Source organism: Protofrankia sp. Cr2 (assembly GCF_963555885.1).
Lineage (GTDB): Bacteria > Actinomycetota > Actinomycetes > Frankiales > Frankiaceae > Protofrankia.
Genome location: NZ_CAUVXG010000026.1, coordinates 1974 through 3046, shown reverse-complemented (window position 1 = coordinate 3046; position 1073 = coordinate 1974). Strand labels below are relative to the sequence as shown.

The 1073-nt window shown below is 72.5% G+C and carries 1 protein-coding gene; it reads left to right on the top strand.

What is annotated here, in order from left to right; genetic code table 11:
• Positions 1-14: 14 nt before the first annotated feature.
• The coding region (locus tag U9978_RS13535) for a CHAT domain-containing protein (RefSeq protein ID WP_322761464.1) at positions 15-1073 on the top strand (1059 nt) is incomplete at its 3' end.

Below are 1073 nucleotides of genomic sequence, written 5' to 3'. Positions count from 1 at the left end.
TCGAGGACATCCCGGTGTGGTTGGGACCGTACTCGACGACCCACTACCCGATCGCGGAGATCGACGATGCCGGTGCCGGTATGGAGACGCTACTGCGCGTCCTGACCGGCCAGCCGTTCGAGATCGAACCACCGCTTGGGACCCGCCCTGTTCTGCCTCCCCGTGACGTCGCCCTGCCCGGGGCGCCACCGCCGGCCGTCGCGCGGGCAGGCACAGGCACAGGCGCAGGCGGCCGGGACGGGTCACGCCCGGGTTCGCTCACCCATGAGATCGTCCTTGCGGTGCGACTCGCCGACGGCCGACTGAGCACGCGGGTGCTGCTCGCCGGCACGTTGCTGGGGGAGCGCACCGGCGCCCTGCCACGCGGGCTCGACACGGTGTGGACGGCACAGCCGGCGGATGCGGCGGCTGCGGACGCGCACCTGTCCCAGGCCGGGCATCGGTTGCGGGACGTGCTGTTCGACGCCGACACCGCGCGGCACCTGACCGAGTTGATCGACGGCTCGCCGTTCGGCGCGGTCGTGGACATCGTGGTGGAGGCCGAGGGCACGGCGCTCGCCCTGCCCTACGAACTGCTGCGGATGGCCGGCGGACGGCTGCTGGCCACCATGCCCGGGGTGCGGCTCACTCGCCGGGTCGCCGGGCTGAACCGGGTTGCGACTCCGTCGCTGCCGGGCCCGCTGAAGATCCTCGTCGCGGTGGCGGCGCCGGAGGAGACCCGGACGCAGAACGCCCCGCTCGACGTCGAGGCGGAGATGCAGGCGATCATCGACGCGGTCCGTCCGGTGGCCGGTTCCGGGGCCGCGCAGGTCACGATCCTCGAGGTCGCCGGCCTGCAGGAGATCTCCGACGCGCTGGGCGGCCGGAACCCCGGGGACGCCGGTGATGTCGAGGGTGGGGACAACTATCACGTGCTGCACCTGTCCGCGCACGGCTCGGCATCCTCGGTGGAACTGGAGGACGAGGACGGCAATCCGGTCCCCATCCAGGCGCAGGAGCTGGTGGACGCGATCAAGGGCGCATCCCGACCGCTGCCGCTGATCGTGCTGTCGTCCTGCTCGGGTGCGGCTGCC